At 75.1% G+C, this 12,503-nt stretch carries 14 protein-coding genes; 10 read left to right on the forward strand and 4 right to left on the reverse strand.

Going from position 1 to position 12,503, the window contains the following annotated elements:
- Nucleotides 1-304: 304 nt before the first annotated feature.
- From ACI789_RS20450 to ACI789_RS20460, 3 genes are read right to left on the reverse strand one after another with little or no spacing between them, the layout of a single operon-like run.
- On the reverse strand, nt 305-1,003 hold the full coding sequence (locus ACI789_RS20450) for a hypothetical protein (protein ID WP_457011218.1): 699 nt from the start codon (nt 1,001-1,003) through the stop codon (nt 305-307).
- Nucleotides 1,000-1,914 (reverse strand): ABC transporter ATP-binding protein, encoded by a 915-nt coding sequence (locus ACI789_RS20455; RefSeq protein ID WP_457011219.1) that lies wholly within the window; start codon nt 1,912-1,914, stop codon nt 1,000-1,002. Before ACI789_RS20455 ends, ACI789_RS20450 begins: the two co-directional genes overlap by 4 nt.
- On the reverse strand, nt 1,911-2,273 hold the full coding sequence (locus ACI789_RS20460) for a GntR family transcriptional regulator (protein ID WP_456920005.1): 363 nt from the start codon (nt 2,271-2,273) through the stop codon (nt 1,911-1,913). Before ACI789_RS20460 ends, ACI789_RS20455 begins: the two co-directional genes overlap by 4 nt.
- Before the next feature lie 102 nt (nt 2,274-2,375).
- Between ACI789_RS20460 and ACI789_RS20465 the strand changes: the two genes are divergently transcribed.
- The 8 genes from ACI789_RS20465 to allB all read left to right on the forward strand — a co-directional run bounded on the left by ACI789_RS20465 (nt 2,376) and on the right by allB (nt 9,354).
- The gene (locus ACI789_RS20465) at nt 2,376-3,509 is read left to right on the forward strand and encodes an epoxide hydrolase family protein (RefSeq protein ID WP_457011221.1); all 1,134 of its coding nucleotides are present in this window, start codon (nt 2,376-2,378) and stop codon (nt 3,507-3,509) included.
- A gap of 66 nt (nt 3,510-3,575) precedes the next feature.
- Nucleotides 3,576-3,878, forward strand: coding sequence for an urease subunit gamma (locus ACI789_RS20470; protein WP_457011222.1), 303 nt, complete (start codon nt 3,576-3,578; stop codon nt 3,876-3,878).
- On the forward strand, nt 3,875-4,183 hold the full coding sequence (locus ACI789_RS20475) for an urease subunit beta (RefSeq protein ID WP_457011224.1): 309 nt from the start codon (nt 3,875-3,877) through the stop codon (nt 4,181-4,183). Before ACI789_RS20470 ends, ACI789_RS20475 begins: the two co-directional genes overlap by 4 nt.
- The gene (locus ACI789_RS20480) at nt 4,183-5,904 is read left to right on the forward strand and encodes an urease subunit alpha (RefSeq protein ID WP_457011225.1); all 1,722 of its coding nucleotides are present in this window, start codon (nt 4,183-4,185) and stop codon (nt 5,902-5,904) included. The genes ACI789_RS20475 and ACI789_RS20480 overlap by 1 nt, the downstream gene beginning before the upstream one ends.
- Nucleotides 5,904-6,632 carry an urease accessory protein UreF gene (locus ACI789_RS20485; RefSeq protein ID WP_457011227.1) on the forward strand — a complete coding sequence of 243 codons (729 nt, stop codon included), beginning with the start codon at nt 5,904-5,906 and terminating at the stop codon, nt 6,630-6,632. Before ACI789_RS20480 ends, ACI789_RS20485 begins: the two co-directional genes overlap by 1 nt.
- An 18-nt stretch (nt 6,633-6,650) precedes the next feature.
- Nucleotides 6,651-7,343, forward strand: a complete 693-nt coding sequence (ureG, locus tag ACI789_RS20490) for an urease accessory protein UreG (RefSeq protein ID WP_457011228.1) — start codon at nt 6,651-6,653, stop codon at nt 7,341-7,343.
- Nucleotides 7,340-8,041, forward strand: coding sequence for an urease accessory protein UreD (locus tag ACI789_RS20495; RefSeq protein ID WP_457011229.1), 702 nt, complete (start codon nt 7,340-7,342; stop codon nt 8,039-8,041). Before ureG ends, ACI789_RS20495 begins: the two co-directional genes overlap by 4 nt.
- Entirely contained in the window at nt 8,038-9,354 is a 1,317-nt protein-coding gene (gene allB, locus ACI789_RS20500) for an allantoinase AllB (RefSeq protein WP_457011230.1), read from the forward strand. The genes ACI789_RS20495 and allB overlap by 4 nt, the downstream gene beginning before the upstream one ends.
- Nucleotides 9,355-9,412: 58 nt before the next feature.
- Here the strand turns inward: allB and ACI789_RS20505 are convergent, their stop codons facing one another.
- Entirely contained in the window at nt 9,413-9,571 is a 159-nt protein-coding gene (locus tag ACI789_RS20505; protein ID WP_456919996.1) for a hypothetical protein, read from the reverse strand.
- A gap of 89 nt (nt 9,572-9,660) precedes the next feature.
- Between ACI789_RS20505 and alc the strand changes: the two genes are divergently transcribed.
- On the forward strand, nt 9,661-10,779 hold the full coding sequence (gene alc / locus ACI789_RS20510; RefSeq protein WP_457011231.1) for an allantoicase: 1,119 nt from the start codon (nt 9,661-9,663) through the stop codon (nt 10,777-10,779).
- 97 nt (nt 10,780-10,876) lie between these two features.
- Nucleotides 10,877-12,472: a methyl-accepting chemotaxis protein gene (locus ACI789_RS20515; RefSeq protein ID WP_457011232.1), complete on the forward strand. Its 1,596-nt coding sequence runs from the start codon at nt 10,877-10,879 to the stop codon at nt 12,470-12,472.
- The last annotated feature ends 31 nt before the right edge of the window (nt 12,473-12,503 follow it).

Here is a 12,503-nt window from a genome sequence, read left to right on the forward strand (position 1 = left end):
CTAAGCCTCTCAGCGCCGATGGTACTGCCCTGGAGACGGGGTGGGAGAGTAGGACGCCGCCGGACAACCATTCCCGAAGGGGCCCCAGCAACCGCTGGGGCCCCTTCGCACGTCCCGGGCCAGACGTCCGTCCCCTGAGTCCTTCCCTCGCCATGCGCCGGGTCGGTGCCGGACGGAAGCCGAATTGCGGGAGTCGGGGCGGCGGGCCGGCGCCGGATGGGACCCGGATCCGGGAGCCGGTGGGGGCAGACGTGCATCGGCGCCTCCGTCACGTGACGAAGGCGCCGACGCACGAGGGGTGCCGTCAGGGGACGACGCGGCGGATCCCCGCGAAGGAGGCCGCCGCGACCACCGCCGCGATGGCCGCGGGGATCCCGAAGGCCAGCGTGATGGCCTCCCGGTCGGTCAGCCAGGCCCAGACGTCGCCCCACGCGCTCAGGCCCGTCGTCAGGACCGCCAGGCCGCCGATCACGACCACGCTGAGCAGCACCAGCAGCCACAGCCCATTGGGGCCCCAGAGCTTGTACACCACCCCGATCCCGATGCCCAGGAAGATGAGCGCCAGCATCGGTCCGCCGGAGTAGAGCACCTGGAGCACGAAGTTGTCGGCCAGCAGCGGCGTCGGCACCCAGAAGTTGAGGCCCACCCCCCAGCCACCCGTGACCTGGCCGATCTCGTTGAGGACGGCCAGCGCGATGCCGTAGCCGAGCGCCGACACCACCCCGACCAGTGCGGTGCCCAGCCAGTAGGTGCGCCGGCTGAGGCTGACGCCCATCGCGAAGGGCAGCATCTGGGTGAGCGCCTGGACGAAGACCACGCACACGGTGATGTAGAGCGCCGTGACGCCGCCGGTGAAGTTGTTCGGGTCGTGCTCGGCCACGTCGGCCAGCGCCCAGACCGCCCAGTTGATGACGAAGCTGATCGTCCCGACCATCCACGGCACCCCGAAGACGACCAGCGGGTGCACCAGGTGCAGTCGAGCGGCGGACAGGACGCGGTTCACCGGGGGACCTCCTCGAGGTCGGAGAGGGCGGCCGGGCGGTCCTGCGCCGTCTGCAGGCTCATGGCCACGACCAGCTGCTGGAGGGTGGTGGCCTCCCAGGAGAGGCCGGCCGCGGCGGCGTCCTCGGCGGCGGCACCGGGGCGCAGGCGGACGACGGCCCGGCTGTGCCCGCCCAGGGTCTCGCTGTGCAGGACCTCGTGCGCGGCGGCGAACGCGTCCACCCTGGCGCGCGGCCCGGTGACGGTCAGGGCGGTGCCGCGCAGCGAGTCGGCGTCGGCGTCCAGCAGGACGCGGCCGCGGTCGATGAGCAGCACCCGCTCGAGCAGGCTGGCGATCTCCTCGATGAGGTGCGTCGACAGGACGACGGTGCGCGGGTGCTCGGCGTAGTCGGCGAGCAGCCGGTCGTAGAACAGCTGCCGGGCCACGGCGTCCAGACCGAGGTAGGGCTCGTCGAACAGGGTGACCGGTGCCCGCGAGGCCAGGCCGATGACGATGCCCACCGCGGAGTTCATCCCGCGGGAGAGCTTCTTGATCGCCCGCTTCGGCGGGAGGTCGAAGTCCCGCACGAGGGCGGCCGCCAGGTCCCCGTCCCACCGGGGGAACAGCATCGCGGCCGAGTCCAGCGCGTCCTGCACCCGGAAGTGGTCGGGGTAGCGCTGGCCCTCCTTGACGAAGCAGATGCGGCTGAGCACGGCGTCGTTCTCGTACGGGTCGCCCCCGAGCACCTGCACCCGCCCGCGGGTGGGCCGGCGCTGTCCGGTGAGCAGCTGCATCAGCGTGGTCTTGCCGGCCCCGTTGCGGCCGAGCAGCCCGGTGATGCTGTCGGTCTCGACCGAGGTGGTCACGGCGTCGAGGGCCGTGTGCTCCCGGAACCGCATGGTCACGTCGGTGAGGGTGCCCGCCGCGGTCACCGGTGCTCCTCCCAGCGGTCGATCATCGCGCTGAGCTCGCGCGTGGAGATGCCGAGCTTGTGCGCCTCGGTCATCAGCGGGCGGACGTACTGGTCGGCGAACTCGCTGCGTCGCCGCTTGAGCAGCTGCTCGCGGGCGCCCGGTGCGACGAACATCCCCACTCCTCGTCTCTTGTAGAGGACCCCGTCGGCCACCAGCTGGTTGAGCCCCTTGGCGGCGGTGGCGGGGTTGATGCGGTGGAAGGCGGCCAGCTCGTTCGAGGAGGGCGCCTGGCTCTCCTCGGGGAGGGAGCCGTCGACGATCGCGTTCTCGATCTCTGCGGCGACCTGTCGGAAGATCGGGCCGCCGTCCTCGTTCACACCGGGTCCCGGGAGGAGCCCCGCGGGTCCCTTGGTTCACTACTCATGTAGCGAACCGTAGAGGCGCCGGTGTCGTGTGCGCAAGCCCACTACGGTGGGGCCGTGGACGCCGAGGTCATCAGGCCCTTCGCCGTGGACGTGCCCGCCGAGGCGGTGGCGGACCTCCGACGCCGGCTGCGGGACACCCGCTGGGCCGAGCCCGCCACGGTCGACGACTGGTCGCAGGGCGTCCCCCTCGAGTACCTGCGCGACCTGTGCGCGTACTGGGCCGACGGCTACGACTGGGCAGCCCGCCAGGAGCGGTGGAACGCCGTCCCCCAGGTCGTCACCGAGGTCGACGGCCTGCCCATCCACCTCCTGCACGTCCGCTCCCCGCACCCGGACGCGCTGCCGCTGGTGCTCACGCACGGCTGGCCGGGGTCGGTCCTGGAGTTCCTCGACGTCCTGGGGCCGCTCACCGACCCCGCGGACCCCCGGGACGCCTTCGACGTCGTCGTCCCCTCGCTGCCCGGGTTCGGGTGGAGCGGGAAGCCGGCGTCCTCCGGCTGGGGCCTGTCCCGCACGGCCGACGCCTGGGCCGAGGTGATGTCGCGGCTCGGGTACCCGCGGTTCGGCGCGCAGGGCGGGGACATCGGGTCGTTCGTCTCGGCCAACCTGGCCGCCCGGCACCCCGACCGGGTCGCCGGCATCCACCTCAACATGGTGGTCACCGGGCCTCCGGCGGGGCGCACGGAGTTCACCGAGCGGGAGCAGCGGGCCCTGGACCGGGAGCAGCGGTTCCGCGCCGAGGGCTCGGCCTACAACCAGCAGCAGCGCACCCGGCCGCAGACCCTCGGCTACGGGCTGACCGACTCCCCGGTGGGGCAGTGCGCCTGGATCCTGGAGAAGTTCGCCGCCTGGGCCGACTGCGCCGGCGACCCGGTCGCGACGCTGGGCGCCGACCGCATCCTCGACCACGTCTCGACCTACTGGTTCACCGCCTCGGCGACGTCGTCGGCGCGGATGTACTGGGAGATGGCCCAGGCGCCGCAGGAGCGCACGCCGCACGTCCCGGTGCCCACCGGCGTCTCGCTCTTCCCGCACGAGATCTTCCAGCCGCCCCGCGAGTGGGTGCAGCAGCAGTTCCCCGACCTGCGGCAGTGGCGTGAGCACGACCGGGGCGGGCACTTCGCCGCGATGGAGCAGCCGGGGCTGCTGGTGGACGACGTCCGGGAGTTCTTCCGCCCGCTGCGCTGACCCGCAACAGGACCGACACACGACGCGGCTAGCGTCCGGGCTCCCCGAGTCCGGAAGGCCGCTGCTGTGCACCTCTCCCCTCACGAGCAGGAACGGCTGCTGCTCTCGTACGCCGCCGAGCTCGCCCGCCGGCGGCAGGCGCGGGGCCTGAAGCTCAACCTCCCGGAGGCCACGGCGATCGTCACCGACCACGTGCTCGAGGGCGCCCGGGACGGCGTGCTCGCGGCCGAGTTGATGCAGTCCGGCCGCACGGTCCTCACCAGGGACGACGTCATGGACGGCGTCTCTGAGCTGCTGGAGGAGGTGCAGGTGGAGGCGACCTTCCCGGACGGGACCAAGCTCGTGACCGTCCACCAGCCGATCCCGTGAGCGTGGTCCCGGGCGAGGTGGTCCCGGCCGACGGCGAGATCGAGACGCTGCCCGGCGCGGCGCGGATCGAGCTGGAGGTCACCAACACCGGCGACCGGCCGGTGCAGGTCGGCTCGCACTTCCACTTCGCGCAGGCCAACCGGGCCCTGGCGTTCGACCGGGCTGCCGCGCACGGTCACCGGCTCGACGTCGCCGCCGGAACGGCTGTCCGCTTCGAGCCGGGCATCACCCGCACCGTGACGCTGGTGCCGCTGGCCGGGGCGCGCGTCGTCCCCGGCCTGACCCGCGAGGGAGGGCTGGGCTGATGGTGCGGCTGTCCCGCGAGCGCTACGCCCAGCTGTACGGGCCCACGACCGGCGACCGGGTGCGGCTGGCCGACACCGACCTGCTGATCGAGGTCGAGGAGGACCGCTGCGGCGGTCCCGGCCGGGCCGGCGAGGAGGCGGTGTTCGGCGGCGGCAAGGTGATCCGCGAGTCGATGGGCCAGGGGCGGGCCACCCGCGCCGAGGGCGCGCCCGACCTGGTGATCACCGGGGCGGTCGTCCTCGACCACTGGGGGGTGGTCAAGGCCGACGTCGGGATCCGCGACGGGCGGATCGTCGCGCTGGGCAAGGCCGGCAACCCCGACACGATGGACGGCGTCTCCCCCGAACTCGTCATCGGCCCGGGCACCGAGGTGATGGCCGGCAACGGCAGGATCCTCACCGCCGGCGGCATCGACTGCCACGTGCACTTCATCTGCCCGCAGATCGTGCCCACGGCGCTGGGTTCGGGGATCACCACGCTGATCGGCGGCGGCACCGGGCCGGCCGAGGGGTCGAAGGCCACCACCATCACCCCCGGCGACTGGTACCTGGCCCGCATGCTCGAGGCGATGGACCCCTGGCCGGTCAACGTCGCACTCCTCGGCAAGGGCAACACCGTGCGCCAGGAGTCGATGGAGGAGCAGCTCCGCGCCGGCGCCAGCGGGTTCAAGCTGCACGAGGACTGGGGCTCGACCCCCGCGGCGATCGACGCCTGCCTCACCGTGGCCGGGCGGCACGGCGTCCCGGTGGCCCTGCACTCGGACACGCTGAACGAAGCCGGGTTCGTCGAGGACACCCTGGCGGCGATCGCGGGCCGGAGCATCCACGCCTACCACACCGAGGGTGCCGGGGGCGGTCACGCGCCGGACATCATCACCGTCGCCGGGCACCCGAACGTGCTCCCGTCGAGCACCAACCCCACGCGGCCGCACACGGTCAACACCCTCGACGAGCACCTCGACATGCTCGTGGTCTGCCACCACCTGGACCCCAGCGTGCCCGAGGACCTCGCGTTCGCCGAGAGCCGGATCCGGCCGACGACGATCGCCGCGGAGGACCTGCTGCACGACATCGGGGCGATCTCCATGATCGGGTCCGACGCGCAGGCCATGGGGCGGGTCGGCGAGGTGGTGCTGCGCACCTGGCAGACCGCGCACGTGATGAAGCGCAAGCGCGGGTCGCTGCCCGGGGACGGCGCCGCGGACAACCTGCGCGCGCGCCGGTACGTCGCCAAGTACACGATCTGCCCCGCCGTCGCGCACGGCATCGACGGCGAGGTCGGCTCGGTGGAACCGGGCAAGCTCGCCGACCTGGTGCTCTGGGACCCGCGGTTCTTCGGCGTCCGGCCGCACGCGGTCCTCAAGGGCGGGGTGATCGCGTGGGCCCAGATGGGCGACGCCAACGCCTCCATCCCCACGCCGCAACCGCAGCTGCCGCGGCCGATGTTCGGCGCGTACGGCCGCGTGCCGGCGCAGACGTCGGTGCACTTCGTGGCGCCCGCGGCGCTGGAGGCCGGGCTGGGGGACCGGCTGGCGATCGACCGGCGGCTGGCCGCGGTCACCGACACCACCCGGCTGACCAAGGCCGACCTGCCGGAGAACACCGCGCTGCCGGAGATCCGCGTCGACCCGGACACCTTCACCGTCACCGTGGACGGCGAGGTGTGGGAGCCCGAGCCGGTGCGCGAGCTGCCGATGGCGCAGCGGTACTTCCTCTTCTGATGACGGCAGCGCTGCTCACGCTGGCCGACTCCCGGCTGCCGGCCGGCGGGCACACCCACTCCGGCGGGGTCGAGCAGGCGATCGCGGCTGGGGTGCTGCACGACCCGGCGTCGCTGGCCGCCTTCCTGCTGCGCCGGCTGGCGACCGCGGGTGCCGTGGCGGCCGGGGCGGCGGCCGCGGCGTGCGCTGCCGTCGACGAGACGGGGGCCGGAGGCCTCCTCGAGGAGGCGGCGGACCCGGCTCAACGCGACGGGGGGACGGCACCCGGCCGCGGTGTCGTCCGGAGGACGACGGCGTTGTCGCGCCTCGACCGGGAGGTCGACGCGCGGACGCCGTCGCCGGCGCTGCGCGCCGCCTCTCGCCAGCAGGGTCGCGGGCTGGTGCGGGTGGGCCGGCGGTCCTGGCCGTCGGACGCCTGGGACGCGGTGCCGGACCGGCCGCACCACCCGCTGGCCCTCGGCGTGGCCGCGGCCGCGGCGGGGCTGGACGCGCGCGCCGCCGCGCAGGCCGCCGCCTACCTGTCGGTGAGCGGCCCGGCGACGGCGGCCCAGCGGCTGCTGGCCATGGACCCGCTCACCGTCGCCGCCGTCACCGCACGGCTGGCGCCCGAGATCGACGCCGTCGCCGACGCCGCGCTGCGCGCCGGTCTGCCGGCCGACACCGACCCGCTCCTCGACCTCCTCGCCGAGGTGCACGCCGCACGGAAGGACCGGTTCTTCGCCTCATGAGCCGCACCGGGAGTCGCCATGCCGCCTGACCACAACCTGGACGACTACGTCGACCCGCACGTCGCCGGTCACCGGCACCCCGGCGACCGGGAGGGCCCGCTGCGGATCGGGCTGGGCGGACCGGTCGGCTCGGGCAAGACCGCGCTGGCCGCGGCGCTGTGCCGCACGCTGGCCGGCGAGCTCGACCTCGGCGTCGTCACCAACGACATCTACACGACCGAGGACGCCGACTTCCTGCGCCGGCACGCCGTCCTCCCCGACGACCGGATCGAGGCGGTGCAGACCGGCTGCTGCCCGCACACCGCGATCCGCGACGACATCACCGCCAACCTCGACGCCGTCGAGCTGCTCGAGGCCCGGCACCCGGGGCTGGAGCTGGTCCTCGTCGAGTCCGGCGGCGACAACCTGACCGCGTCGTTCAGCTACGGCCTGGTCGACGTGCAGGTCTTCGTCGTCGACGTGGCCGGCGGGGACAAGGTGCCGCGCAAGGGCGGGCCCGGGGTCACCGCGAGCGACCTGCTGGTGGTGAACAAGACCGACCTGGCGCCGCTGGTCGGGGCCGACCTCGACGTCATGCGGCGCGACGCGGCGAGGGTGCGCGGGGGCAGGCCGACCCTGCTGGTCTCGCTGCGGGAGGACCCGTCCGCCGGCCCGGTGGCCGACTGGGTGCGCGAGCAGGTGCGGCTGCGGGCCCTGCGAACCCCCGCGTGAGGACGGTCGTCGAGGTCGTCGCCCGCCGGGGCCGCGGCGGGCGCACCGAGCTGCCGGTGGTCCGGGCCGGCGGGCAGCTCGCGGTCCGGCGCACCGGTCCGACGTCCGTGCACCTGGTGGCCACGGCCTTCGGCCCGCTCGGCGGGGACGACGCGACGATCCGGCTGGTCGTCGAGGAGGGCGCGGAGCTGACCGTGCGCTCGGTCGCCGCGGCCGTCGCGCTCCCCGCGCGCGAGGAGGCGCCGTCGGTGCAGCGGGTGACCGCGTCGGTCGCCGGCCTGCTGGACCTGCGGCCGGAGCCCACGGTGGTGACCGCGCGGGCCCGGCACGTCGCGGAGCTCACCGTCGAGCTCGACTGCCGCGGCGTGCTCACCGCGACCGAGCGGGTGCTGCTCGGCCGGGCCGGCGAGGCGCCCGGCCGCTGGACCGGCACCACGCGGGTGGTCCGCGACGGCCGGCCGCTGCTGCACACCACGGTCGGGCTGGGCCCGGGCGCCCCGGCCTGGTTGCCGCCGGTGGCGCCGCGGGCGTATGCCTCCACCGTGCACGCCGGAACTCCCGAGGACCTCGCCACCGGGGACGACGCCGTCCGGCTCCCGCTGCCCGGCGGGTGGGTCGCCACCGCGTGGGGCGCCGAGCTGCACCACGTCGACCGCGCGCTGGAGGAGCTCGGGCGGCCGGCGCGGGTCCCGGCATGAGCCTCGTGGTCCGCGCGCGCCGGGTGGCCACGCCGGAGGGGGAGCGTGCCGCGGCCGTCCACACCGAGGGCGGGCGGATCGCCGCGGTCACCGACTTCGCCGACGCGCCGCCCGGAGCGGTCACCCTCGCCGACGACGAGGTGCTCCTCCCCGGCCTGGTGGACAGCCACGTGCACGTCAACGAGCCCGGCCGGACCGAGTGGGAGGGGTTCGCCACCGCGACCCGCGCCGCGGCCGCCGGCGGGGTCACCACGATCGTCGACATGCCGTTGAACTCGGTCCCGCCCACGACCGACGTCGCGGCGTTGCACGTGAAACGGCAGGCGGCGGAGGGGCAGGTCGCCGTCGACGTCGCGTTCTGGGGCGGCGCGGTGCCCGGCAACCTCGGCCGGCTGCGGCCGCTGCACGAGGCCGGGGTCGTCGGGTTCAAGTGCTTCCTGCTCGACTCCGGCGTCCCCGAGTTCCCACCGCTGGACGACGCGGGTCTGCGCGCCGCACTGTCCGAGCTGGCCGCCGTCGACGGGCTGCTCATCGCCCACGCCGAGGACGCCGGGGTCATCGCCGCGGCGCCGGACCCGGCCGGGCCCAGCTACACGGCCTTCCTGGCCTCCCGCCCGGAGGCGGCGGAGGAGTCGGCGATCGCCGGGCTGGTCGCGGCGGCACGGGACACGGGCGCCCGCGTGCACGTCGTCCACCTGGCCGACGCCGACGCGCTGCCGCTGCTGCGCCGGGCACGGGCGGAGGGCGTCCGGATCACCGTGGAGACCTGCCCGCACTACCTGACCTTCGCCGCGGAGGAGGTCCCCGACGGCGACACCGCCTTCAAGTGCTGCCCGCCGATCCGCGAGACCTGGCACCGCGAGGCGCTGTGGGCGGCGCTCGCCGACGGCGAGATCGACCTGGTGGTGAGCGACCACTCGCCGTGCACGCCGGACCTCAAGCGGCTCGACGTCGGCGACTTCGGCCTGGCCTGGGGCGGCATCGCCTCGCTGCAGGTGGCGCTGCCGGCGGTGTGGACCGGCGCGCGGGCACGCGGGATCGCGCTGACCGACGTGGTGCGCTGGATGGCCGCGGCACCGGCCCGGCTGGCCGGACTGCCCAGCAAGGGGGCGATCGCGGCCGGGAAGGACGCCGACCTGGTGGCGTTCGCGCCGGACGAGCGGTGGACGGTGGGCCAGCTGGCGCACCGCAACCCGGTCACCCCCTACGCGGGGCGGTCGCTGGTCGGGCGGGTGCGGCGGACCTGGCTGCGCGGGGAGCCCGTCGACGGCAGCCCCCGCGGTCGGCTGCTCGACCGCGGCGGCCCCGCCTGACGTGCCCCGGCCCCCTGCCGGGTCCCGCCCCGAGCCTGCGAGGGGGCAGGGGGTCCTCCTACCGCTGCTCCCCTTCCTCGCGGGCGGCCTGGTCCATCACCTGCGGGTCGTCGGTCGAGCCGCCGGCCGGGTCGGCGTTGCCGAGCGCCGTCTCGGCGGGCATCTGCTGCACGTGTTCGCGGGCGCGCTCGCGCGCGTCGTCAGTGGGTTCGGACACGAGCCCTCCTCGGAGTCGGTGGGGACGCCGACGGTCCTACCCGCCCCGTGCCAGAGTGACCCGCGCGCCGCCCACTCCCGAGGAGCCCGATGAGCGACCCCACCCGCCTGACCGACCTCGCCGGCCGTGCCCTCGGCGGTGCCGTCGTCGCCGCGAACGACGAGTTCTTCGCGGCCAAGGAGAACCTGGTGCTCCCGCACCCGCCGGTGGCCCGGACGGAGTTCGGGCACCGGGGCAAGGAGTACGACGGCTGGGAGACCCGACGGCGCCGCTCGCCCGGCACCGACTGGGCGGTCGTCCGGCTGGGCGCACCCGGGATCGTGGCCGCGGTCGTCGTCGACACCACGCACTTCACCGGCAACTCCCCGGCGCGGGCGTCGGTGGAGGCCGCGTCGGTGGAGGGCCACCCCACGGTCGCCGAGCTCGACCGCGCCGACTGGCAGCCGCTGCTGCCGCTGTCCGACCTCGCCGCCGACACGGCCAACGTGTTCCCGGTGCGCTCCACCCGGCGGGTCACCCACGTGCGGCTGACCATCCACCCCGACGGCGGTGTGGCGCGGCTGCGGGTGCACGGCACCGTCGTCCCCGACCCGCGGCTGGTCGACGCCGGCCCGTTCGACCTGGCCGCGCTGGAGTGGGGCGGCCGGGTGACCGGGGTGAGCGACGACTTCTACGGCCGGCCGGCGCAGCTGCTCGCGCCCGGCCCGGCCCGCAGCATGGGCGAGGGCTGGGAGACCCGCCGGCGCCGCGACGGCGGCAACGACTGGGTGGAGGTCACGCTGGCCTGCGAGGGCGTGGTCACCCTCGCCGAGCTCGACACCTCCTGGTTCCTGGGCAACGCCCCCGGCTCGGCGTCCCTGACCGGCAGCGGTCCGGACGGCGAGGTCGTCGTGCTGCCCCGGACCCGGCTGCTGCCCGACACCCGCCACCGCGTCGTCCTCCCCGGCGGCCCGGCGGTCGACCGGGTGCGGCTGGACGTCTTCCCGGACGGCGGCATGGCGCGGCTGCGGCTGTGGGGCCGGCCGACCGTCGCCGGGCGGGCCGCCCTGGGCCGCCGGTGGTTCGAGGCGCTGCCCGACGTCCAGGCGCTGGAGGTGCTGCAGTCGACCGGCGTGCCCGCCGCGGCGGCCGGCCGGCTGGTCGGTGCGCGGCCGCTGCCGGCCGACCTGCCGCCCGCCGTCCGGCCGCTGCTGGACGGCCCGGCCTGACCGGTGTGCCGGAGGTCATGACGCCGCCGGGCTGAGGCCGGCGCCGGACCTGCCGATGAGGGGAGGTCACACCTGTCTCGTCGATGGAGCTCCCCTGGTGTCCCTGACCCCCTCGTTCCTGCGGCGCAGCGTCCGCACCCGGCTGCTGGCCGCCTTCCTCGGCGTCGCCGCCGTCATGGTCACGCTCGGGCTGATCAACGTCGCGCAGCTGTCCTCGATCCACGGCCAGGTCGAGGACCTCGCCGCCCGCGACGTGCGCCCGCTGGCCGACCTGCAGCAGCTGACCGACGACTTCCAGGCCTACTCCGTGCACGGCCTGGTCACCGCGCTGGGTGCGGTGCAGGGGCAGCCCGACATCGTGGAGCTGCAGAGCGGCCTGCAGGAGGAGTCCAAGGCGGCGACCGACGCCGACGTCGAGGCGCTGCTGGCCAACACGCCCGCCGAGCTCCGGGACCGGGCGGAGCAGCTCGCCGCCGGCTGGGACGACATGGTCGCCAAGGACCAGGCCTATCGCGCCGCCACGGCAGCGCAGGCCCCGAACGCCCAGCAGCTCGGTGACGTCGCGACCGCCTCGTACCTGGAGTTCCAGGCCGGCGTCGGCGAGATGACCGACGCCCTCGTCGCCGACGAGCAGGTCAGCCGGGCCAAGATCGGCGACAGCTTCGGTGCCACCCGGGTGTGGACCCTGGTCCTCCTCGCCGTGGGCACGGCGCTGGCCCTCGCGCTGGGCATCGCCCTGGCCCGGGACATCCGCCGCCGGATCGTCCCGGTGCGCGCGGCCGCCGAGGCCCTGGCCCGCGGCGACCTGTCGCATGACGTCCGCAGCGAGTCCGACGACGAGCTCGGGCAGCTGGGCCGGGCGCTGTCGCAGGGCGTGGGCCGGATCCGGGAGATGGTCTCCGGTGTCGCGTCCGCGACCGCCTCGATGAGCACCCTGGTCGGCGACCTCAGCCGCGCCACCGCGGGGGTCGTCGACGCCTCCCGCAGCGGGGCGACCCACGCCCAGGCGGTGTCGGGGACCGCGGCCGACGTCTCGGGCAACGTGGGCCAGGTGGCCGCCGGCGCCGAGGAGATGAGCACCTCCATCCGCGAGATCTCCCGGTCGGCGCACCAGGCCGCGAGCGTGGCCACCGACGCAGTCCGGATCGTGGCCAGCACCAACGACACGCTGACCCAGCTGGGCACCTCGTCGGCGGAGATCGGCAACGTCATCAAGGTGATCACCGGCATCGCCGAGCAGACCAACCTGCTGGCGCTCAACGCCACGATCGAGGCCGCCCGGGCCGGGGAGGCCGGCAAGGGCTTCGCCGTCGTCGCCAACGAGGTCAAGGAGCTGGCCCAGGAGACGGCCAAGGCCACCGAGGACGTCTCCCAGCGGATCCAGGCCATCCAGGCCGACTCCGGCGCGGCCGCCCGGGCGATCGCCCGGATCGGCGAGACGGTCGGGCAGATCAACGCGCTGCAGACGACGATCGCCACCACCGTCGAGGAGCAGACGGCCGCCGCGGCGGAGATCGACCGCAGCATCGGCGTCGCCGCGCAGGGCAGCCAGGACATCGCCCGAGGGGCCGAGGCCGTCGCGGGCGCCTCGGAGCTGAGCGCCGGGCGGATCGAGGAGTCCCGCGTCCTGGCCGAGCGGCTGGCCACCGAGGCAGCGGAGCTGCAGCAGCGGGTCGCCCAGTTCACCCTGTGACGGACCGCTCCTCCCGGGGCGGGCGCGACCT

It is taken from the genome of Geodermatophilus sp. SYSU D00965, assembly GCF_054050075.1.